Below are 21,480 nucleotides of genomic sequence, written 5' to 3'. Positions count from 1 at the left end.
CACCATGGAAGAAGACGAAATCGAGGACTACGACCGCGAGGTCGAGTTGGCCCTGTACCGGGAATATCGAGACGTGGTTGGCCAATTCCAGTACGTCGTCGAAACCGAACGCCGCTTCTATCTCGCCAACGAGGTCGACTTGGTTCGCCGTGACACGGAACACGATTTCTACTTCGAACTGACCATGAAGGACGTCTGGGTCTGGGACGTCTACCGCTCGGACCGATTCGTGAAATCGGTGCGCGTGCTGACCTTCAAGGACGTCAACGTGGAAGAACTCGCGTCGAAAGACTTTGAACTTCCCAAGGAACTTGCACTCGACGAATAAGCAATGACTCCGGGGCCTCGGGTGGCCGGACTAACTAACCAACGATGGTTTAGAAAGGCAACCCTGTGATCCAGGACGCTGATCGTGCCCGTGCAACGTGGAGTAATCGCGAGGCTCTCGCTGAGGCGATGATTCCCCTGATCGGGCGCCTCTACCGGGACCACACCGTCGTGACGAGCGTCTACGGCCGCGGCCTGGTCAACAAGTCGGTCGTCGGCCTGCTCAAAGCACACCGGTTCGCCCGCCATATAGCGGATGTCGAGCTTCCGCTCGAAGAGACCCTGCCGATTCTGCAGACCATCGACGGCCTCAACCTCGGAGCAGCGTCGATCGACCTCGCCCGGCTCGCCCTCGGCTTTCGGGAACAAAACGGGCGCGTCACCCTGGAGGAATACCTGCGCGGTGAACTCGCCGACGTCGTCGGCCAGCACGGACTCGACGATCGCACCAGTACCGACGTCGTGCTCTACGGCTTCGGTCGCATCGGCCGGCTGCTTGCCCGCATCCTGATCGAACATGGCGGCGGCGGCCAGGGCTTGCGCCTGCGTGCGATCGTCGTGCGCCGCGGTTCCGCCAACGACCTGATGAAACGTGCCAGTCTGCTGCGCCGCGACTCGGTGCACGGCCCGTTCGAGGGCACGATCACCATTGACGAGGAGAATGACACCATCCTCGCCAATGGCACGCTCATCCAGGTGATCTACTCCGCTGACCCGTCCAGTGTCGATTACACGCGGTATGGCATCCACGACGCCATCGTTGTCGACAACACGGGCAAGTGGCGCGACGAAGAAGGCCTGTCGCAGCACCTCACGTGCCCCGGCATTGCCCGGGTTCTCTTGACCGCGCCGGGCAAGGGCGCGCTGAAGAACATCGTGCACGGCATCAACCACACGGACATTCTGCCGAGCGACCGGATTATCACCGCGGCGTCCTGCACCACGAACGCGATCACTCCGGTGCTCAAAGCCATCAACGACCGCTATGGCATCATCGACGGTCACGTCGAAACGGTGCACTCGTTCACCAACGATCAGAACCTCATCGATAATTTCCACTCTGGCGATCGCCGAGGCCGTTCGGCTGCGCTCAACATGGTCATCACCGAGACCGGCGCGGCCAAGGCCGTTGCCAAGGCCCTGCCCGAACTCGCCGGCAAACTCACCGGCAACGCGATCCGCGTACCCACCCCCGACGTGTCGATGGCCATCCTCAACCTCAACCTCACCCTCGCGACCGATAAGGACGAGCTCAACTCGTACCTCCGCACCATGTCGCTGCACTCCTCGCTGCACCGCCAGATCGATTACATCGACTCGCCCGAGGTGGTCTCGACCGACTTCCTCGGCTCCCGTCGTGCCGGGATCGTCGACGGGCTGGCCACCATCGTCACCGACCAGAAGGCCGTGCTGTACGTGTGGTATGACAACGAATACGGCTACAGCTGCCAGGTCATCCGAGTGCTCGAAGCGATGTCCGGCGTGCACGCGCCCGCCTTCCCGGCCATCCTCGCCGCCGAAAACCCCGAGCCGGTCGCCGAACCGGTGTGATCTGGACGGGGCCCGGGCCCCGTCCACGGGCCCAGTTTATAAACTGGGCCCGTGTTCCGGGCCCCGTCCACGATTAGACGCGCGGTTCGCAGATGACCACGGGGATATCGCGGTCGGTTTTGCCTTGGTAGGCACCGTAACCGGCGTAGGCCGTTACAATGCGCGGCCACAGCTCGGCTTTCTCAGCGGATGACGCGGTGCGAGCCCGAAACGGGCGCGTCACGCCCCGAATGGTCAGGTCCACGGCGGGCTCGGCGACGAGGTTGAGGTACCAGAACGGATGCCGGTGGTCACCGCCCTTCGACGCGACGAGCACGTACTTTCCGTCCTCGTGCACGGGCGCCGTCAGCAGCGTCGACCGACGCTGCCCGCTACTTCGGCCGGTCGTGTGCAGTTCGACCGTCTGCATGGCGCCGATGGTCCAGCCGAGGCGTCCGCCCGACAGTCTCAGCACCATGCGGTGCACACCGTTCATCGTTCGCATGCCGAAGTCGGTCACCCGGTCGCGCATTTTCATACGCCCAGCGTACGCCTTGGCGGGCGTTAGGTTGGAAGAATGATTCCAGCAACGATGCTCACCGCGATCCTTCGCGAATCCGGTTCTACGCGCCCCTACGCCGATAGCCGCCCGCTCACGCTCGAGCAGGTTCCGGTGCCTGCGCCCCGCGCCGGCGAGGTGCTCGTGCGCATCGAGCGCGCGAGTCTGTGTCACTCCGACCTCTCGGTCATTGACGGCTCACGCATTCGGCCCCTGCCGATGGCGCTCGGACACGAGGCTGCCGGCACAGTGAGCGCCCTCGGTGACGGCGTGGACGATCTGGCCGTCGGCGACCGGGTCGTGCTCGTCTTCGTGCCGAGCTGCGGCAACTGCCGAGCCTGTGTGGCCGGACGTCCCGCACTCTGTCACCGCGGCGCCGAGGCCAACGGAAGCGGCGACCTGCTGCACGGCCCGGCCGTGCTGGCGAGCGCCGACGGGGAGCGGATCAACCACCACCTCGGCGTCTCCGCTTTCTCCCAGTACGCCGTCGTGGCCCGCGAATCCGTCGTCGCTGTCGACTCGGATGTCCCCTTCGATATCGCCGCCCTGTTCGGCTGTGCGGCTCTCACCGGCATCGGCGCCGTGCTCAACACCGGCGCCCTCGCTCCCGGCCAGTCGGTGATCGTGTTCGGACTCGGCGCGGTCGGCCTGATGGCCGTCATGGCCGCCGCCCAGGTGGCTGGTACCACCGTCATCGCGATCGACCCGCTGCCCGATAAACGGGCGCTGGCCCTCCGCTGCGGTGCCCACCACGCCGGGTCGCCCGACCAGGCGGCCGAGCTCGTGCGCCAACACGCGGGCGACGGCGTCGACCTCGCCATCGAGGCGGTCGGCAGCGCCCGGGTGATGGAGGCAAGCCTCACCCTCCTCACCCGGGGCGGCGCCCTCGTCTCGGTCGGTTTGCCACACCCCGAACAGGCCATCACCACGCCGGCGCTGCAGTTCGCTGGGATGGGGCGGCGGCTGCTCGGCTCCTACATGGGCGACTCGGTTCCAAGCCGCGATATTCCGGCGTACCTGCAGCTGTGGCGCGACGGCCGGCTGCCCGTCGAGCTGCTGCACACCGACACCCGACCGCTCAGCGACCTCAATGAGAGCCTCGACGCCCTAGTGGCCGGCGAAGTCGTGCGCCGCCTGTTCGTCATGCACGCCGAGTAGCGTCCTCCGCAGAGTTCCCCGCAGAGTTCCCCATAGCGTCCTCCACAGCCGCCGGGGGCGCGCCGTTGTCCACCAATGCGGCGACGGTCCGGCCGTGGCCGTGCCCGACCGGTCACTCTGGTTCTCGGAGGCACTCGTGGCGCGCAAAGACGAACTCGGCAAACTCGGCGAAGATCAGGCCGCACGCTTTCTTCAGGGCGCGGGCTACACGATCCTGACCCGCAATTGGCGCTGCTCAGAGGGGGAGATCGACCTCGTCGTGCAACAGGGCGCTGCTGTTGTGTTCGTCGAGGTGAAGACGCGCAGCAGCGTGAGCTTCGGACATCCGTTTGAGGCCATCACCGTGAAAAAGCTGGCCCGGATGCGCCGCCTTGCCGCCGCCTGGTGCGTACAGGCCGAGCGTTGGCCGCGCCAGATCCGGCTCGACGTCATCGCGGTGATCGCCCCGGTCGGCCGCGAACCGGTCATCGAACACCTCGAGGGCGTGTTCTGATGGGCATCGCCCGCACCCACGCCGTAGCGCTGCTTGGACTGACCGGGGCACTCGTCGAGGTCGAGGCCGACATCTCGGCGCAACTGCCCGGCATGATCTTGATCGGGCTGCCCGATGCGGCACTCGCACAGGCTACCCAGCGGGTGCGTGCTGCGGCCACCAACAGTGGATGCCCGCTCACCGTCCACCGCCTCACCATCAATCTGTCGCCTGCCGCGTTGCCCAAGCACGGCGCCAGCTTCGACCTCGCGATTGCCCTGGCTTGCCTCGCCGCCGATAGCACCGTTTCCAGTAAATCGGTCGGTCAGGTCGTGCATTTCGGCGAGCTCGCCCTCGACGGTAGGCTCCGGCCGACGCTGGGCATTCTTCCGGGTGTGATGACCGCGGCTCGCCTCGGGCACACAACGGTGATGGTGCCGATCGGCAACGAGGCTGAAGCACGACTCGTGCCCAATATTCACGTCATCGGTGTCGCATCATTGCGTGACGCGGCGATCTTCCACGGCGCCACACTGCCGCCGATACCGGTTGAGCCCATTCTGGCAGCGACCGTGCCAGCCAGCCTGGCCGCCGAACCCGATCTGGCAGACGTGATCGGCAACGACGACGCCATTCTGGCCCTACAGATAGCCGCCGCGGGCGGGCACCACGTGTTTCTGCTCGGCCCGCCCGGAGCCGGAAAGACCATGCTCGCGGCCCGGCTGCCCGGACTGCTACCCGACCTCGACCCAGCGAGCTCCCTGGAGGTCAGCTCCCTCCGCTCGCTCAGCGGCCTCGGATTAGGCGGAGCCCTGATCACCCGACCGCCGTGGGAGGCGCCACATCACACGGCGACCGCTGCGGCCATGGTCGGCGGTGGCAAGGGACAGATTCGGCCGGGGGCCGCGTCGCAGGCCTCGCACGGCGTTCTCTTTCTCGATGAGGCCCCCGAATTCGCGTCCCCGGTGCTCGACGCCCTGCGCCAGCCCCTGGAATCCGGCTGGATCAGCATTCACCGCGCCAACGCCGTCGCCCATTTTCCGGCCCGGTTTCAGCTGGTGATGGCAGCAAACCCCTGCCCCTGCGGGCAGTACGGTGCGGGAGACCTCGGTTGCTCGTGCCCTCCCAACACACGCCGCCGTTACCTTGCTCGCATCTCCGGGCCGCTGCTGGACCGCATCGATATTCAGCTCAACGTCAAGCGCATCACCGCCGCACAGCTGCGCGTCGCCACCGGCACGCAGCGGATGACGAGCGTCACCGCCCGAAAGCGTGTGGTCGCCGCCCGTGCGGCGGCGGCCGAGCGGCTCGGCAGCACCCCCTGGACCCTGAACTCCCAGGTTCCGGGTTCGTGGCTCCGCGGCGCATCGACTCGACTGGCTACGAGCACCACCGCAGGACTCGACCGGGCGCTCGAACGCGGCGGAATCACGATGCGCGGCTACGACCGGGTTCTACGCATCGCCTGGACCCTGGCCGACTACGACGGCCTCACCATTCCCGGCCCCGACCAAATTGGTCACGCCCTCTACCTACGCAAAGGAATGACATCATGACGCTGTTCGGCCTCGACGAGATCCGGGTAAGCGAGCTCACCGCAGGCGTGCGCGGTGGCATTTCGGTCGACACCGAAGCAATGGCCGGCGAGGTATTCGCCCGCGCTGCCTGGTCGGGCATCGCCGAACCCGGTGACGGCACGGCCGGCCTGCTCGTGGCCAGCCTCGGCGCGAGTGTGGCCCTGACAGCCATCCTCGAGGCATGGAGCCCCGTGCGCATCGGTGCGCTCGTACGCGACGTGTTGGCCAATGAGCCGGGCGCGCCTGATGTCGTCTTCGCCACGAGTCCCAGCTCCGATACCTCCGAAGTGGATGCCGACACGAGCGCCGAGCTGGAACAGGCCCTCGACGCCGGTCTCCAACGCTGGCGGCCGCGGCTCAACTCGGGGGATGTCATCCGCTCGCTGCAGCAGGCGGCCCGTATCGACGCCCGGCTCCTGCTGGCCACGGACACCCTCTGGCCCGCGGCGATCGATGACCTGGAGCAGCATGCGCCATTGGCACTGTGGTGGCGCGGGGTACCCGGCGCGCTGGCCGCGCTGCCCAACTCGATCGCTCTGGTCGGGGCCCGGGCGGCCACCGGCTATGGCGAGCACATCGCCATGGAGGCCTCGGCCGGGCTCGTCGACCGTGGTTTTGCCGTGGTGTCCGGGGCCGCCTACGGGATCGATGGAATGGCCCACCGCGCGGCACTGGCCAGTGACGGCATTACCGTGGCTTTTCTTGCCGGGGGAGTCGACCGGTTCTACCCGAGTGGCCACGACTCCCTGCTCACCCGCATCGTGGCCGCTGGGGCCGTTCTCTCCGAGCTGCCCTGCGGAGCGGCCCCCACGAAATGGCGCTTTCTGCAAAGAAACAGATTGATCGCCGCAGCGAGTGCAGCAACGATCGTGTTGGAAGCGGGCTGGCGGTCGGGCTCGCTCAACACCGCCGGGCACGCGTCGGCGCTGGGTCGGCCGCTCGGCGCCGTGCCCGGGCCGATCACGAGCCCCACCTCGGCTGGCTGCCATCGCCTCATTCGCGAATTCGCCGCGGTGTGCGTGACCAACCCGACCGAGATGGCCGAGCTGGTTGGTGAGCGGTCGATCCAGGTGCCCCTGGACTTTTCCAACACTGATGCCGGCCCGGGCCCGATACCCCGCACGAGCGATCAGGTGCGCGTGTTCGACGCCCTGAGCGGTCGCTCGCCGCGCACGGTTGCCGATTTGTCACGCCGTGCCGGGCTCTCGACGTCGGCCGTGCGCGGCGCCCTCGGCGGCCTCGATCTCGACGGGGCCGCCCAGGAGCGGGAGGCCGGCTGGGTGCGCCGGCTGTAAATCACGGGGTGGGGTCAGTCTCGATCGTGGGTCACGCGGTCAGGGTGCCGGGATGTGGCCGCACGGCGTACATCTTCGACTTCGAGATTGGCAGTGTCAACGACAGCGCAGGCCCGCGCCACCGCAGCTAGGGAGAGCGCGACATCGGCGGCATCCGTCGACCAGTTGCTCACCGAGATGCGCAGAATATCCCGGTCGTGCCAGCGCGACCCCGACATCCAGGCTGAACTGTCGGTAATGAGCTGCTGTGTCACCCGCCGGGTGCGTTCATCGCTGCCGAAACTCACGCACACCTGGGTGAACACCACCTCGTTGAGCACTTCAACCCCCGGCAATAAACGCAGGCCGTCGGCGAGGTTCCGCGCATTCGCTGCGAGACCGTCCACCAGCGCGATCGTGCCGATACGGCCGAGCGAGCGGAGCGCCGCCCAGACCGGAACCCCCCTGGCCCGTCGGGACAGCTCGGGCACCTTCTCGAACGGGTCACCGGGACCTAGATCGCCGGGAATACCGTCGGCCGCCATCAGATAGCTGGTGTGCACGCCGAATACTCTGCGCACGACTTCGGGCCGGGACACGATCGACACACCGCAGTCGTAGGGCACATTGAGTGTCTTATGGGCGTCCGTCGCCCAGGAATCAGCGTTGTCCAGGCCGGTCACCTGGTCACGGAAGCGCGGGCTGGCTGCCGCCCAGAGGCCGAACGCTCCATCGACATGCACCCAGGCTCCGTGCCGGTGCGCCACGTCGATCGCCATACCCATCGGGTCCGATGCTCCGGAATGCAGATTGCCAGCCTGCAGGCAGACGATGGCCGGGCCGGAACCGGCGTACAGTAACCCGGCCAGAGAGTCTGGCCGCAATCGTCCTTGCTGGTCGACGTCGACGACGATGGGTGCGCCGAGGCCGAGGTAGCGCAATACGAGATCGATGACGTCGTGACGCTCCGCCCCCACGAAAACCCGCACGCGCGGCGACCCGGCCAGGCCGTCCCGGTCCAGGTCCCATCCGGCCCGCTCCAGAACCCACTGCCGTGCCGCGGCGAGGCCGACAAAATTGGCCATCGTCGCGCCCGTGGTGAATCCGACATCCGCTCCCGGCGGCAGCCCCAGCAGATCGAGAAGCCAGCCGGCGGCAATCTCCTCGAGCACGGCGGCCGCGGGAGTGGCGAAGCGCATTCCGGCGTTCTGGTCCCACGCGGTCACCAGCCAGTCGGCGGCGAGGGCGGCGGGCAAAGTTCCCCCAATGACCCACCCGAAGAACCGGCCGGATGGCATCGCCATGAGTCCCGGTTCGGCGAAGGCGGCGAGTTCATCGATCACGTCGGCCGCAGCGCACGACGACAAGGGTAACGGGCCGGCCGAGAGGGCGGCGAGGGTATCGGCGTCGACACGGGGGCCGATTGGGCGAGAGGGTAGTGACGCAAGCCAGGCATGGGCGTGCAGCAGTGCGCGGTGAAGAGCCTCGGTGTAGGCGTCCGGCTGGGCAGACATGGCGCCATGATAGCCCGCCGGTCTGCCCTTGTCGCTGGTGAGCGGCAACGCTACTGTGACCCGCAGTATCGACAATTGCCCTCCCCTTCGATTGTCTGAATATCCAGAGAAGTAGATGTCATGAGCGCACCAGTATCCGGCCAACAGAGAAGCCTCGGCTTCGCACTCACCGTTCTCATCGTCGGTGCGGTTGTACTGACTGGAGCTCCGGCGGCGCTCGCGGCTGCCGCGATGAGGGCTCTGAGCGCTGCGAACGTGAGTTAGCCTGCAGTGAAAGGGGGTATCACTAATTCCAACGACGGCACAGTGTCGGTGGGTGCCCGTAGTCTGAAGACTCGACGAGAGGTGATCCATGGCAGTCGTGCAGCTGGGCCAGTACGCGCCCGCCGAGCAGATTTTGGTGCACTTGAGTGACACCCATTTTCTAGCGAATGGCGCGGCGCTCTACGGTGTGGTCGATACCGACCACACCGTGCACCGCGCCCTCGAGCAGCTGCATCGCTCAGGGATCCGGCCCAATGCCCTCATTCTCACCGGCGATGTGGCCGATCGGGGGGAAGCGGATGCCTACCGCCGCATTCGCGGCATCGTGGAGGCCGCCGCCGCCCAGTGGGATGCCGCCATAATCTGGGTGATGGGCAACCATGACCAGCGCAAATCGTTTCGTTCCGAACTCCTCGGCGAGGCACTCGACGATCAACACAGCGTCGCCCAGAACCCCGTCGACCAGCTGCACGACCTCGACGGCCTGCGAATCATTGCGCTCGACACGAGTGTTCCTGGCTATCACCACGGTGAGGTGGCCGATGCCCAGCTGGAGTGGCTGCGCAAGGTTCTGAGCACGCCAGCGCGGCGCGGGTCGATCCTGGCACTGCACCACCCACCGATTCCCACACCGCTGCCGCTGATGAGCGTGCTCGAGCTGCAGGACCAGCCGCGACTGGCTGCCGTTCTGGCCGGCAGCGATGTGCGGGCAATTCTCGCCGGGCACCTGCACTATTCCACCCAGGGCGTGTTCGCCGGCATCCCCGTGTCGGTGGCGGCGGCTACCTGTTACACGATGGATTTGAGTGCCCCCGATCGCGAAATGACCGGGGTGAACGGCGGTCAGACACTGAACCTTGTGCACGTCTACGCCGACCAGATTACGCATTCTCAGCTGCCGATCGGCGATTACGCCGCTGTCACGCAGTTTTCCGCCGACTATGTCGGTGAACTGGCTGCCCTCTCACCTGAAGACCGCCGGCACGCCTTTTCGCGGCAATCATGACGGCGGCGGCGCGAAACCATGAGCAAGAGTGCGACACCATGAGCAAGAACAACTGAGCCCATGCATGTGAGCGACGACATCGACGAGTTTCTGCGTTATCTCAGCGCCGAGCGTGGCTATTCCGCACACACGGTGCGTGCCTATCGCACCGACCTGAACCAATTGGCCGGCTTCGCTGGCGGCCGGGGGGTGACGACATCCGCTGAGTTGAGTCTCGAACTCCTGCGGGAATGGCTCTGGGTCGCAACCCAGGCCGGCCTGGCCCGGGCCACGTTGGCCCGCCGGTCGGCGTCGGCGCGCAGCTTCACTGCCTGGCTCGCGCGCAGTGACGATTTCGTCACGGACCCGGCGGCCCGCCTGCGCTCGCCGAAACCGGGGCGAACGTTGCCGCGCGTGATCGCCCAGACCCAGATGAGCGAACTGCTCGAACTCCTGGCGGCCCGAGCCGCCGGGGGAGAGGCACTCGCGCTGCGTGATCTCGCCATCGTCGAGCTGCTCTACGCCTCGGCGCTGCGAGTCTCCGAGCTCGTCGGCCTTGATCTCGCCGATATGGACCTGGAACGGTTGACCGTGCGGGTCACCGGTAAGGGGGCGAAGGAACGCGTGGTTCCGTTCGGTGTTCCGGCGAAGCGCGCCCTCGTCGACTACTTGCGTCAGGGGCGGGACCTAGGCGCTGCAGTCTCGGCAGGCACCGTGAAAACCGCGTCAGCGCCGGCAGCTCGATCACACCTCGCAGCGCCCGACGTCGCAGCGCCAGTCGCCAACGCGTCGAACGACACCGATGCGTCGAACAGCACCGATGCGTCGAACAACACCACGGCGCTGTTCCTCGGCCGCCGGGGCCAGCGCCTTGGCGTGCGCGGCGTCTACCGCCTCGTAGCCGCACTGCTCGCCGCGGTCCCCGGCACCGGTCCAGCCGGACCGCACGCCCTGCGCCACACCGCGGCCACCCATTTGCTCGACGGTGGAGCCGACCTGCGCGCCGTGCAGGAACTTCTCGGGCATGTCAGTCTCGGTACCACCCAGATCTATACCCATGTGTCGGCGGAACGTCTGAAAACCAGCTACGGGCTCGCCCACCCCCGCGCGTGACCCGGTCGAGAAAGATCGCGTCTCGTAAAGGGTTCACGGCCTCATCACGGCCTCATCACGGCCTCATCACGGGAATGCCGGTAACAAAATCGCGCGCGGCACGGTCCCGAGAAAGAGTAGGGGCGATACGTAGAGTCCGTGCAGTCGCACACCCAAATGCACGCAGCCGACAGGACAATGACCGCCGGTCGCCACTGCGCCGATCACCTGTCCGGCGCGCACCCGGTCTCCCGCCGCGACAGTGGCGATTACGGGCTCGATCGTCGAGATCAGATCACCCGGCTGCGTGATCGACAGCACAGGCCGGTCAACGACACGACCCGCAAACGACACCACGCCGTCGTGCGGCGCAAACACCGCGTCATTCGTCTTCGCAGCCAGGTCGATGCCGCGATGACCGCTCGTATATAAAGACTCCGGCGCTTCGAACGCCCGGGTCACTCGGTGCGGCGCCGCGACCGGCCACACCCAGGCAACTGCCTCCGTCGGGGCTGAAATCACTGTCCGCTCCATCGCGGCCCCCGACCCAGCGCCCACGAGCACGAGCACGAAGATAAGAGCGGATGCAGCCAGTGCGCGTAGGTTCTGCATGCCCCTATCCTGCGGCTCGGCGTCGACTCCGCCTCGGCATCGGGCACATCCGTGTCGGTATGCACCGTTGTCATTCCTGTGCAGGAGGCGGTCGCAGTAGTACGCCCAGCGGTGATACGCTGTGTCGAGCAGTGCTTTGTGCGCTGACTACGCGTGCCCATTTGGCCGCCATGTCCAATCGGTCCCGTCTCACGAAAACATTCGCGAGCAGGGCGGACGTGTGCCGGGCACCAGGAGCGATGATCGTCCGATCATCGCACAAACCGATTGGTGCGGCTTGTTGAACCCGCACCAGAACAGGAGTCGGCACATGGCCGTCGTAACCATCCGCCAGCTGCTTGACAGCGGCGTGCACTTCGGGCACCAGACCCGCCGTTGGAACCCGAAGATGAAGCGCTTCATCTTCACCGAGCGTTCCGGCATCTACATCATCGACCTGCAGCAGTCGCTCGGGTTCGTTGATAAGGCCTATGACTTCGTCAAGGAGACGGTCGCCCACGGCGGCACCATCCTCTTCGTCGGCACCAAGAAGCAGGCTCAGGAATCCATCTCAGAGCAGGCGCAGCGCGTAGGCCAGCCCTATGTCAACCAGCGCTGGCTCGGTGGCCTCCTCACCAACTTCCAGACCGTTTCCAAGCGCCTGGCTCGCATGAAAGAACTCGAAGAGCTCGACTTCGAAGACACCGCCAAGAGCGGTTTCACGAAGAAGGAAATGCTCATCAAGAAGCGCGAGCTCGTCAAGCTGCACAAGAGCCTCGGCGGAATCCGCAACCTCACGAAGACCCCGTCTGCGCTGTGGGTTGTTGACACCAACAAGGAACACCTCGCCATTGATGAGGCGCGCAAGCTCGGCATCCCTGTCATCGCCATCCTCGACACCAACTGTGACCCCGATGACGTGCAGTACCCGATCCCGGGCAACGACGACGCCATTCGCTCCGTTGGCCTGCTGACCCGCATCATCGCGGACGCTGCAGCCGAGGGCCTCATCCAGCGTCACGCCAAGCCGGAGGCCGAAGTTGAGCCCCTCGCCGCGTGGGAAGCTGAATTGCTCCAGGCGTCCGACGCCGAGACCACCCCCGCGCAGTCCTCTGCCGAGACCGAGAAGGTCGCCGACGCAACCGTCGTCGCCGACGAAGCCGTCGTTGCAGAGCCCACCATTGCTGACGCTGTCGCCGACAGCGACGTTGCAGCCGTACTGGCTGCCGTCGCCGACGAAACCAAGTAGAGAACCCGGTATGGCAAACTTCACACTAGAAAACGTCAAGGCTCTTCGCGAGAACCTCGGCACCGGAATGGTCGACACCAAGAACGCCCTCGTTGAAGCCGACGGCGACATGGATAAAGCCATCGAGATTCTGCGTCTCAAGGGTGCTAAGGGCAACGCCAAGCGCGCTGACCGTTCCACCTCTGAGGGACTCGTTGCTGCCAAGGAAAGCGGCACGACCGCGTACATGATCGAACTGGCCTGCGAGACCGACTTCGTCGCCAAGGGCGACAAGTTCGTCGTTCTGGCCGATAAGGTTCTCGACGCGATCGCCGCCGCTGGCGCGACCACGGTTGAGGCCGGACTGGCCGCTACGGCCGGCACGCAGACCGTTGCCGAGCTCATCGACGGCGAAGCGGCAATCATCGGCGAGAAGTTCGAACTTCGCCGTGTCGCCGCCGTCACCGGCGAGTCGTTCTCGATCTACCTGCACAAGACCAGCAAGGACCTGCCCCCGCAGGTCGGCGTTGTTCTCGGCTTCTCCGGTGTCGACGTGGAGACCGCTCGCAGCGTCGCCCAGCACATTTCGTTCGCCAACCCCGAGTACCTCGCGGCGAGCGATGTTCCTGCTGACCTGGTGGAGACCGAGCGCAAGATCGTCACCGAGATCTCGAAGAACGAAGGCAAGCCGGAAGCGGCGCTGCCCAAGATCGTTGAGGGACGCGTCAAGGCGTATCTCAAGCAGGTCGCACTGCTCGAACAGGACTATGCCAAGGACAACAAGTTGTCCGTCGCCAAGGTTCTTGACGATGCAAAACTGACCGTGTCGGGCTTCGCCCGGTTCAAGGTCGGCGCCTAACAAAAAATGACGGAGGTCGGATTGCGAAAGCGATCCGGCCTCCGTTTTGTGTGCCCCGTGTGGGGTACACGCTCGCACTTGGTAGTTTGATTGCACCCCCTCTTGGAAAGGCCCCGCACGACATGACTGACACGGCCAGTACGCCCATGACCCAGACCAGCCCACTGCATCCCACCGCGGTCGTGAAGAAGCGACGGGTGCTCCTCAAACTGTCCGGTGAGGCCTTTGGCGGCGGCGCCGTGGGGGTGAACCCCGATGTGGTCAGCTCGCTGGCCAGAGAGATTGCTGAGGCCGCCCAGCAGGTCGAAGTGGCCATCGTCGTCGGCGGCGGAAACTTCTTTCGGGGCGCCGAGCTCTCCCAGCGCGGCATGGACCGCGGACGCGCCGACTACATGGGAATGCTTGGTACCGTCATGAACGCCCTCGCCCTCCAGGACTTTCTCGAGCAGGCCGGGGCGGAAACCCGCGTGCAGTCCGCCATCTCGATGACTCAGGTCGCCGAGCAGTACATTCCGCGGCGCGCCGAACGGCACCTGGAAAAGGGCCGCGTCGTTATCTTCGGTGCCGGCGCCGGACTGCCGTACTTCTCGACCGATACCGTGGCCGCGCAGCGCGCCCTCGAAATTGACGCCGACGTTGTGCTCGTGGCCAAGAACGGCGTGGACGGCGTCTATTCCGACGACCCCCGTACGAATCCCGACGCCCAGAAGATCCACCACATCACCTATCAAGAAGCCCTCCAGCGCGGCCTCAAAGTGGTCGACTCCACCGCGTTCAGCCTGTGCATGGACAACCACATGCCCATGCAGGTCTTCGGCATGGCACCAGAAGGCAACGTCACCGCGGCCATTCTGGGCGCCGATCTGGGCACTCGCGTCTCCAACTAGAATTATTCCACCACCAATAAAGGAGTCACCGTGATCGCGGATGTTCTTTCCGATGCCACTGCGCGCATGAACCGGGCCCTCGAGGCCGCCAAAGACGACTTTGGCACCGTGCGTACCGGGCGCGCCAACCCGCAAATGTTCGCGAAAATTCTGGTGAGTTACTACGGCACACTGACACCGCTGGAACAACTCGCGTCGCTGCAAAACCAGGAAGCTCGCACGATGCTGATCGGTCCCTACGACAAAGCGGCGCTGCGCGACATTGAGATCGCCATCCGCGACACTCCGAATCTGGGCGCCAACGTCGGCAACGACGGAACCACCATTCGGGCCACGCTGCCCGAACTCACCACGGAACGCCGCAAGGAATTCGTGAAGATCGTCAAGGCCAAGGCAGAGGATGCCCGCATTTCAGTGCGCAACATTCGCCGCAAGGCCAAAGACGAGCTCGATGCGCTCAAGAGCGAGGTCGGCGACGACGAGGTCGCTCGCGCCGAGAAAGAGCTCGAGCTGATGACCAAGAGCCACGTGGACGGCATTGACGACGCCTTCAAGCGCAAGGAAGCCGAACTTCTCGAGATCTAGGAAGCGTTCAGATGACCGAGAAACCGGAGAACGGCCAGCCGCACAGACGCGGTAGCGGTGTCAGTCGCGCCGAGTTTCGGGCGCAGGTGAAAACGACGCGAGCTGATTTCGAACGTCAGGTGCAGACGACCAAGGCCGATTTTGAACGTCAGGTGCAGGCCACGCGGGCTCAACTCGATGCGACCAACGAACGTATCGCGGCGCGCACCGGGCGCAACCTCATTCTGGCCATCCTGATTGGACTCGTGCTCGGCGGCTCAATGTTGGTCAGTCTCATCATCATCAAACAGCTCTTCATGATCTTCGCAGTCGTCATTGTCGGATTCTGTGCGTTCGAACTGGCACAGGCCCTGCGGCGTGCCGGGCGCAACGTACCGCGCATCCCCGTGATCATCTCTGCGGTCGCCATCGTTCCGGCTGCGTTCTACGGTGGGGCAACCGGGCAATGGTTCGTCATGCTCGGCGGCATCGTCCTCATCGGGTTGTGGCGCCTGGCCCTACTCGTGATGGTGTCGCACCGCGCCACTGCCCGTTCCATCCTCGGCGACGTGGGCGGTGGCATCCTGATTCAGGTCTACGTCGTCTTTCTTGCGAGCTTTGCAGTGCTGCTTGTCGCCCAGGACCACGGACAGTGGTGGACGCTCGCCTTCTTGATTTTGGTCATTTCTGCCGACACCGGTGCGTACGTCAGCGGGCTGAACTTCGGCAAGCATCCGATGGCGCCCTCGATCAGCCCGAAGAAAACGTGGGAGGGCTTTGTTGGCGCCGGATTGATCTGCATGATCGCTGGTGTGTTGCTCTCGATCTTCATGCTCGACCAGCCGTGGTGGTTCGGATTGGTCTTCGGAGTGGTCATCCTGCTGACCGCGACCTTTGGTGACCTGGCCGAATCGCTGATCAAACGCGACCTCGGTATCAAGGACATGAGTTCGTGGCTGCCAGGTCACGGTGGCTTTCTGGACCGGCTTGACTCGATTCTGCCATCGGCCGCTGCCGCTTACGGCCTCTATCTGGTCTTTGCGTGAGCGCGACCGATTTTTACCCCGCGAACCGGGTGGGAGACAATGAGGGTATGAGCACCATATTTTCGCGAGTGGACAAGAAGTCTCTCGGCTACAACGTCACTCAGGTCGATGTGTTTCTGGCTGCGGCCCGGCGCGCATACGACCAGCCTGACCTCCACAACGATGAACTCGATGCTGATTCCGGTGCTCTGGAATCCGTTGACGAGATCGCCGCCGGTACCGAAAGCGAGACCACGCTGCAGGCGACCACGCTGCCGGCGAACATGGGCGACGAGCCGGGCGCCGCCAACGGAGCCGGGGCCATGTACACGCTTGTCGTGAAACAGTCCGAGGCAGACGAGACCGGCACCGGTATGACGTTGACGGCCGAGAGAATCCGCCACACGGCTTTCGCAATGCACAAAGGCGGATACTCACCCGACCAGGTCGATGCGGCACTGGAACGACTTGAAGACGCTTTCGCCGCTCGAGAACGCGATCAGGCGACCCGGGCCGGGGGAGAGCAGGCGTGGATGGCTGAAGCCGAGGGCGCCGTCGAGGTGATCGTCGGCCGGCTCAGCCGCCCCCCCGGTGCCCGTTTCGCGCGCACGAGCGTTTTGGCGGTCGGCTACAAGCGAGTGGACGTCGACCGTCTCGCCAATAAATTGGTGAAGTATTTTCGCGACGGTCGTGAGCTCACGGTCGCGGAGGTGCGAACGGCCGTTTTTCGCCCCGAACGGGGAGGATACCGGGAAGCGCAGGTGGATCTGGTGTTGGACAGCGTGGTGGACGTCATGCTCGCGGTGCGCTGATTTGGTCACCGTTACTTGGCTGTCATCAAATTTGTCCGCTAGGGTCGAGTAGTAATGGGTAGGCATCTGAAAGTAATCGACACTGTTCCGGCCGCGGCCAGGCCGATCGTTCGTCGAACGCGGCCCCGGGTGAAGCCGGCGCACTTTCTGTTCGGGTTCACAGCAGCCTGCGCGTTCGTGCTCGTCACCGTGGTTGATCCCTACTCGGGCGCTACGGCCTCACCATACTTTCAGATAGCTGGCAGTGCGACCGATAACGGGCCTGCCCAAGCTGTTCTCGTTGCCGGCAGCTACACCAATACCATCACGCGTGACGGCTATGCCGTCACCGAAAAGCCCAAACCGGTGCCCATCGTGGTGGCGGTTGAAAAGAAGACCCGGAGCTTCACCGCTCCGCCGGCTGCCGTACCCGATCCGGGCTCGGCGAAGGCGTATGCCTACGACGCCGTTGCCGGTCGCGGCTGGGGCGAAGACCAATACAACTGTCTGGTCTCGCTCTGGCAGAAAGAGTCGGGCTGGCGCGTCAACGCCCAGAACGGGTCGAGCGGCGCCTACGGAATCCCACAATCACTCCCCGGCTCCAAGATGGCGTCGGCTGGCGGCGACTGGGCCACGAACGCTGGGACCCAAATTGAGTGGGGTCTCGGGTATATCACGGGCCGCTACGGCACTCCGTGTGGCGCCTGGGGTAAGTCCCAGGCTTCAGGCTGGTACTAGGCGCAAACTGGTGCGCCGAGCTCGCTGGCGTTCGGCACCAAGCCCGCACTTTAGACTGGGATCATGGCGCGCAGCAATCGACCCCGAGGCCGCAAGGCCCAACAGTCGGGCGACGACGACGCAGACGTTGGCCTGACTCATCTGCTCGCGGGATGGCGTCGCAGCGAAGTCCGGCGTGACGGCCTGTGGCACGTTCAGCCGGTTCCCGCCAAACAGGCGGTCAAGGCCTACCTGTGTCCCGGATGCACCCAGAGCATCGCCCCCGGTATCGCTCACATCGTCACGTGGCGCGGCGACGGGGTGCTCGGTGACGTTGCCGACCTCGCCAACCGGCGGCACTGGCACACCCATTGTTGGAAGATCAAGTGACCAACGACCCCGAGATCCCAGGAGCAGCAGTGACGGTCTCGGTTGACATTCGTGGCGGCATTGAACTGCCGGCTACCATCGAACGCGTCGAGCTGCACACGAGCGACGGTTTGACCCTGGTGGGCGAACTGGCCTCCCCGGTCGGCAGGGCACCGGTGGCCACACTCGTCACGCTGCATCCGCTGCCCACCGCTGGCGGTTTCATGGACTCGCATATTCTCCGCAAGGCGGCGAACCGGCTGCCCGCCCTGGCCGATCTGGCCGTGCTGCGGTTCAACACCCGCGGTACGTCATCGCCGCGGGGTACAAGTGACGGAAATTTCGGTCATGGACTGACCGAACGAAACGATGTCGCCGCGGCAATGGCCTTCGTCGCTAAACGCCGCCTGCCCAATCCGTGGCTGGTCGGCTGGTCATTCGGCACTGAACTCGCCCTGAAGTACGGCCTGGAGCACCCCATTCGTGGCGCTATCCTGCTGTCACCCCCGCTGCACCGCACAACCAGCGAAGAGTTGGCGGCGTGGGCCGGGAACGAACGTGAATTGGTAGCGGTGATCCCCGAATTCGACGACTATCTCAGGCCGGATGCCGCTCGCTCGCGGTTTGCCACTGTACCCGGCCTGCGTTTGGTCGCCGTTGCGGGCGGCAAACACTTGTGGGTTGGCGAGACCCTCACCCGCCGTGTTCTCAGCGAGATCGTCGCCACAGTCAACCCGGGCGCCCTGCCCCTGCCGACGGAGTGGACCACCGGGGTACCCGACGCGTCGTAAGCGCGCTGTCGACAAAAGCCTCAGAGTTCGTTCTGGCGGGGGATGACGACCTGTTTGACGATCATGATGACGGACGCGGCGACCGGAATGGCGATCAGGGCACCGAGAATACCGAGCAGACTGCCTCCAGCGAGGGCAGCGATCACGACGACCGCACCCGGCACGGAGACGGCCCGACTCATGATGTTCGGGCTGAGAACGTATGCCTCGACCTGCATATAGATGAGGTAATAAATTGCCGCGGCCAGAGCCGTCTGGGGTGAACTGCCGATTCCAGGAATCAGGCAGGTCAGCACGATGATGATCGAGCCGGAGATAGTACCGACCAGCGGGATCAAGGACAGCAGGAAAGCGATGAAGGCCAGGAGCGCCGGAAATGGCGCTCCAATGATCGACAAAAAGATGAAACTCAGCACACCATTCACGGAGGCTAACGCGGCCTGGCCCACGATGTACCGACCGACGGCCGTAGTGATCTGCTCGCTCAGGTCGGTGAAGCGTGCTCGCTTGGACGCGGGAACCAGCTGGTAGGTGGCTCGCTTCATGGCGTTCAGTGAGGCCGTGAAATACAGCGTGAGGATCAGGATGATCAGCGCACCAAACAATCCGCTCACAAACGCCAGACCGGACTGGACTATCGTCGTGGTGATATTCGACAGATTACCGCCCAGGAAATCAGTGATCGTCTTGGTGATTCTCGACACGTCCAGCCCGGGGAACTGTCGTTGGAGATCGGCCAGGAAGGTCGACGAGTTCACTCCTCGCACCAATTCGGGAAAGATTCTGGACAGTTTGGACACCTGGTCGACGATGATCGGCACGATTGCGAATACGACGCCGGTCAGAACACCGAGCACCGCTGCGACCACGGTCAGGATCGCAGCCCAGCGCGGGAACTTCTTCTTCTCCAGCCAGGAGACGGCCGGGTCGAGGCCGAGCGCGATGAACAGCGCCGCTCCAACGTAGATGATGATCGTCTGCAGGGTGATCACCGAGGTGATGATCAGTAAGCCCAGCCCTACACCCAACGTTCCGACGAGTCCAAACCGGAAGGCATTTTGTATTTTCACGTGTCGACTCCAGGGATGGGGAATTACTCGGCTGCGACCCGCTCTGCCTGCGTCAAAACGCTGCGCAGACTTTCAAAGTACCCGGCCACGGCGTCGCGCTCAATTCTAATCTGGGATAGCCGGTCTTCGGCATCCGCCACGAGGGTGCGTGAGCGTGTTGTGGCGTCGGTCACGAGAGTGGTTGCAGCAGCGTGCGCGTCCCTGAGAATGCCCGCGGCGTTCTCTTCGGCGAGTTCCTTGTTCTCCTTGGCTTCCTCGCGGGCGCCAGCATCGAGTTGCTCGTTGAGAGTGCGCAGCTCGGCCGTGCGCTCGCTCGTCTCGGTCAGCTGCCTGGCGGCATCCGCCTGAAACTTCTGAGTCTGCGCCACGGCCTCTTGATGCCGGGCGAGGTGCTCCTGCTCGGCCTCGTCACGGCGGGCTTTCAGCTCGACATCGAAGTCGGCTCGTGCCTGGTCGATCTCCCGGGCCAGGCGGCTCGCCTCGTGCTCGCCCTTCTTGCGCGTGGCGGTGAGCTGGTTCTCCAAATCGATGCGGGCCTGCTCGGCTTCGGCTTCGGCGTCGATTCCGGCTTGCTGGTTCTCCCGGGCGAGGTCGGCGGCGGCCTGCTCAACCTCGGCGACGAGGGCTGCGCGGCCTTGCTCGATCTCACGGGCCAAACCGGCGCGTTTGCGATCGAGCTCTCGAGCGAGATCGGTTTGGGCCTGCTCGCGTTCGATTTCCGTCACTGCGTGTGCCTGTTCGATCTCGCGGGCCAAATCAATTCGCCCTTGCTCGACCTCGGCGGCGAGCAGGGTGCGGGCCTGATCTGCCTCGTGTGCACCGTCCAGCCGCGCCTGCTCGGAATCTTTGGCCAGATCGACCCGGGCCTGCTCCGTCTCGGCGGTCAGGTCGACGCGGGCCTGTTCGGTTTCGCGTTGCAGGTCAGCGCGCTGCTGGTCGAGTTCCAAGGCCACTTCGGCGCGGGTGAGTTCGGTTTCGTGGGTAAGGCCGGCCGCGATCTCACGAGCCTCGGTAGCTTCCCGCTGGGCCACAACGCGCACTTCTGCTGCTTCCCGATCGGCTTCAGAGCGGATGGCCGACACCTCACGCTTGACCGTTGCCCGCGCTTCGGCGGCCTCGGTGGCGACAGCGCCCCGAATCAGGGAAGCATCGCGAACCGCATCCTGGACAACCTGTGCCTGGTCATCCTGGGCGCGGGCGCGCACGTCATCAGCTTCAACCCGCACGTCATCGAGAACCCGACGTGCCTTCACTGCAGCATCGGACAGGGTGCGTTCGGCTTGCTCGAGGGCATTGTGGCGGAGCAGCTGCACCTCGTCGTTCGTCGCGGCGCGCAGCTTTTCGGCGTCGATATCGGCCTGGGCGATGACTCGGGTGGACTGCTCTTCGGCGACGCGAAGGGTATTCTCCAGCTTGGTTCCGAGGCCGGAAAAGGTGGGGCTGCCCACCTCTTCGATTTCAGCGTTGAGATCGTCAATGCGCGCCGCCAACCGTTTGACTTCGCGGCCGGCCTCGGCGTTTTGAGTGTTGGCCTGAATCAGTTCGCGACGTAGAGACTGGATGGCCTTGGCGACCTCATCCTTGTCGTAGCCGCGAAATACCTGGGTGAAATCAGCTTCGTCGTCAGACACGTTTACTCCTTGCACATGGGGCCCCGGCCCTAGATGGATCATGCATGACGGGGAACACCCCCAATTTTAGTGTGCTGGCGCCGCCGCGAGTTTCCGCCCATTCGACGGTGGGGCGCCGGCGCTATTAGGCACCTTTCAGGAGAAGGCAGTATCGTAGAAGGTCTGTGTCTGAGCACCTTCAGGCGCAGGAGTCAGCCATAGTGAC

The 21,480-nt window shown here is 64.8% G+C and carries 23 protein-coding genes; 18 read left to right on the top strand and 5 right to left on the bottom strand.

Going from position 1 to position 21,480, the window contains the following annotated elements; all coding sequences use genetic code 11:
- Positions 1–4 precede the first annotated feature (4 nt).
- Positions 5–328: a DUF2469 domain-containing protein gene (locus CXY74_RS13465; RefSeq protein WP_104197699.1), complete on the top strand. Its 324-nt coding sequence runs from the start codon at positions 5–7 to the stop codon at positions 326–328.
- 65 nt (positions 329–393) lie between these two features.
- Positions 394–1,878 carry a glyceraldehyde-3-phosphate dehydrogenase gene (locus CXY74_RS13460; protein ID WP_104200899.1) on the top strand — a complete coding sequence of 495 codons (1,485 nt, stop codon included), beginning with the start codon at positions 394–396 and terminating at the stop codon, positions 1,876–1,878.
- Between the two features lie 73 nt (positions 1,879–1,951).
- Here the strand turns inward: CXY74_RS13460 and CXY74_RS13455 are convergent, their stop codons facing one another.
- Entirely contained in the window at positions 1,952–2,395 is a 444-nt protein-coding gene (locus CXY74_RS13455; RefSeq protein ID WP_104200898.1) for a nitroreductase family deazaflavin-dependent oxidoreductase, read from the bottom strand.
- 39 nt (positions 2,396–2,434) lie between these two features.
- Here CXY74_RS13455 and CXY74_RS13450 point away from each other — a divergent pair, with 39 nt between their 5' ends.
- From CXY74_RS13450 to dprA, 4 genes are all read left to right on the top strand, one after another.
- Entirely contained in the window at positions 2,435–3,574 is a 1,140-nt protein-coding gene (locus tag CXY74_RS13450; RefSeq protein WP_233193396.1) for an alcohol dehydrogenase catalytic domain-containing protein, read from the top strand.
- A gap of 94 nt (positions 3,575–3,668) precedes the next feature.
- The gene (locus tag CXY74_RS13445; RefSeq protein ID WP_370446153.1) at positions 3,669–4,067 is read left to right on the top strand and encodes a YraN family protein; all 399 of its coding nucleotides are present in this window, start codon (positions 3,669–3,671) and stop codon (positions 4,065–4,067) included.
- A complete protein-coding gene (locus tag CXY74_RS13440) occupies positions 4,067–5,602 on the top strand; it encodes a YifB family Mg chelatase-like AAA ATPase (RefSeq protein WP_104200897.1) in 1,536 nt (511 codons plus the stop codon). The genes CXY74_RS13445 and CXY74_RS13440 overlap by 1 nt, the downstream gene beginning before the upstream one ends.
- Complete coding sequence (gene dprA / locus CXY74_RS13435) at positions 5,599–6,918, top strand: DNA-processing protein DprA (RefSeq protein WP_104200896.1); 1,320 nt, start codon at positions 5,599–5,601, stop codon at positions 6,916–6,918. Before CXY74_RS13440 ends, dprA begins: the two co-directional genes overlap by 4 nt.
- Positions 6,919–6,932: 14 nt before the next feature.
- On the opposite strand, the gene CXY74_RS13430 is transcribed toward dprA, so the two are convergent.
- A complete protein-coding gene (locus tag CXY74_RS13430) occupies positions 6,933–8,411 on the bottom strand; it encodes a pyridoxal-dependent decarboxylase (protein ID WP_104201145.1) in 1,479 nt (492 codons plus the stop codon).
- Between the two features lie 120 nt (positions 8,412–8,531).
- On the opposite strand from CXY74_RS13430, the gene CXY74_RS17610 reads away from it, so the two are divergent.
- From CXY74_RS17610 to CXY74_RS13420, 3 genes are all read left to right on the top strand, one after another.
- Entirely contained in the window at positions 8,532–8,675 is a 144-nt protein-coding gene (locus CXY74_RS17610) for a hypothetical protein (protein WP_158252370.1), read from the top strand.
- Positions 8,676–8,763: 88 nt separating this feature from the next.
- Entirely contained in the window at positions 8,764–9,681 is a 918-nt protein-coding gene (locus CXY74_RS13425; protein ID WP_104200895.1) for a phosphodiesterase, read from the top strand.
- Between the two features lie 60 nt (positions 9,682–9,741).
- Positions 9,742–10,773 (top strand): tyrosine recombinase XerC, encoded by a 1,032-nt coding sequence (locus tag CXY74_RS13420; RefSeq protein ID WP_104200894.1) that lies wholly within the window; start codon positions 9,742–9,744, stop codon positions 10,771–10,773.
- Between the two features lie 66 nt (positions 10,774–10,839).
- On the opposite strand, the gene CXY74_RS13415 is transcribed toward CXY74_RS13420, so the two are convergent.
- The gene (locus tag CXY74_RS13415) at positions 10,840–11,364 is read right to left on the bottom strand and encodes a M23 family metallopeptidase (protein WP_104200893.1); all 525 of its coding nucleotides are present in this window, start codon (positions 11,362–11,364) and stop codon (positions 10,840–10,842) included.
- A 310-nt stretch (positions 11,365–11,674) separates the two neighbouring features.
- Between CXY74_RS13415 and rpsB the strand changes: the two genes are divergently transcribed.
- The 9 genes from rpsB to CXY74_RS13370 all read left to right on the top strand — a co-directional run bounded on the left by rpsB (position 11,675) and on the right by CXY74_RS13370 (position 18,574).
- Positions 11,675–12,592 carry a 30S ribosomal protein S2 gene (rpsB, locus tag CXY74_RS13410; RefSeq protein WP_104200892.1) on the top strand — a complete coding sequence of 306 codons (918 nt, stop codon included), beginning with the start codon at positions 11,675–11,677 and terminating at the stop codon, positions 12,590–12,592.
- Between the two features lie 10 nt (positions 12,593–12,602).
- On the top strand, positions 12,603–13,430 hold the full coding sequence (gene tsf, locus CXY74_RS13405) for a translation elongation factor Ts (RefSeq protein ID WP_104200891.1): 828 nt from the start codon (positions 12,603–12,605) through the stop codon (positions 13,428–13,430).
- 146 nt (positions 13,431–13,576) lie between these two features.
- Entirely contained in the window at positions 13,577–14,317 is a 741-nt protein-coding gene (gene pyrH / locus CXY74_RS13400; protein ID WP_104201144.1) for a UMP kinase, read from the top strand.
- Between the two features lie 30 nt (positions 14,318–14,347).
- A complete protein-coding gene (gene frr / locus CXY74_RS13395; RefSeq protein WP_104126888.1) occupies positions 14,348–14,902 on the top strand; it encodes a ribosome recycling factor in 555 nt (184 codons plus the stop codon).
- A gap of 11 nt (positions 14,903–14,913) precedes the next feature.
- Positions 14,914–15,927 (top strand): phosphatidate cytidylyltransferase, encoded by a 1,014-nt coding sequence (locus CXY74_RS13390; protein ID WP_104200890.1) that lies wholly within the window; start codon positions 14,914–14,916, stop codon positions 15,925–15,927.
- A gap of 47 nt (positions 15,928–15,974) precedes the next feature.
- Positions 15,975–16,718: a DivIVA domain-containing protein gene (locus CXY74_RS13385; protein ID WP_233193395.1), complete on the top strand. Its 744-nt coding sequence runs from the start codon at positions 15,975–15,977 to the stop codon at positions 16,716–16,718.
- Between the two features lie 54 nt (positions 16,719–16,772).
- Positions 16,773–17,435 carry a lytic transglycosylase domain-containing protein gene (locus CXY74_RS18040; RefSeq protein WP_233193394.1) on the top strand — a complete coding sequence of 221 codons (663 nt, stop codon included), beginning with the start codon at positions 16,773–16,775 and terminating at the stop codon, positions 17,433–17,435.
- Positions 17,436–17,498: 63 nt separating this feature from the next.
- The gene (locus CXY74_RS13375; protein ID WP_104200889.1) at positions 17,499–17,804 is read left to right on the top strand and encodes a hypothetical protein; all 306 of its coding nucleotides are present in this window, start codon (positions 17,499–17,501) and stop codon (positions 17,802–17,804) included.
- Entirely contained in the window at positions 17,801–18,574 is a 774-nt protein-coding gene (locus CXY74_RS13370) for an alpha/beta hydrolase (protein ID WP_104200888.1), read from the top strand. The genes CXY74_RS13375 and CXY74_RS13370 overlap by 4 nt, the downstream gene beginning before the upstream one ends.
- Positions 18,575–18,594: 20 nt before the next feature.
- Here the strand turns inward: CXY74_RS13370 and CXY74_RS13365 are convergent, their stop codons facing one another.
- Positions 18,595–19,644: an AI-2E family transporter gene (locus CXY74_RS13365; RefSeq protein ID WP_104200887.1), complete on the bottom strand. Its 1,050-nt coding sequence runs from the start codon at positions 19,642–19,644 to the stop codon at positions 18,595–18,597.
- 23 nt (positions 19,645–19,667) lie between these two features.
- Positions 19,668–21,275 (bottom strand): hypothetical protein, encoded by a 1,608-nt coding sequence (locus CXY74_RS13360; RefSeq protein WP_104200886.1) that lies wholly within the window; start codon positions 21,273–21,275, stop codon positions 19,668–19,670.
- Between the last annotated feature and the right edge of the window lie 205 nt (positions 21,276–21,480).

The sequence above is a fragment of the Cryobacterium sp. Y29 genome, from assembly GCF_002929825.1.
Lineage (GTDB): Bacteria > Actinomycetota > Actinomycetes > Actinomycetales > Microbacteriaceae > Cryobacterium.
The sequence above is the reverse complement of the archived record's forward strand: the minus strand, read 5'-3'. Positions and strand labels throughout refer to the sequence as shown.